Origin of the sequence: Parvimonas sp. D2, from assembly GCF_035282635.1 — a bacterium.
Taxonomy (GTDB): Bacteria; Bacillota; Clostridia; order Tissierellales; family Peptoniphilaceae; genus Parvimonas.
In genome coordinates this window covers 1-276 of record NZ_JAYKBO010000036.1, presented here as the reverse complement: position 1 = coordinate 276, position 276 = coordinate 1, and the positions used below count along the sequence as shown (strand labels likewise).

The 276-nt window shown below is 68.8% G+C and carries 1 protein-coding gene; it reads right to left on the bottom strand.

Annotated elements, in window-relative coordinates; all coding sequences use genetic code 11:
- Window positions 1–276: hypothetical protein (locus VJI77_RS07485; protein WP_323988965.1), on the bottom strand; the 276-nt coding region annotated here is incomplete at both ends.

Here is a 276-nt window from a genome sequence, read left to right as displayed (position 1 = left end):
CGGCATGCGCCGCCTTGACGCGCGCCGCCTCGGCGCCGGCGTCTCTGGCCTTCAGCCACCAGAGCTGGTGCAGCTTGAGCGTGCCGGCGTCCTGCAACTGGCGGTAGCTCGCGGCGACTTCGGCCTGGCGTTCCAGCTTCTCGAGGTTGGCATTGAGCTCGCGCAGGATGTCGTCGACCCGGGTCAGGTTCTCGCGCGTGTCCTTGAGCCGGTTCTCGGTCTCGCGGCGGCGCTCCTTGTACTTGGACACGCCCGCGGCTTCTTCGAGGAAGAGGC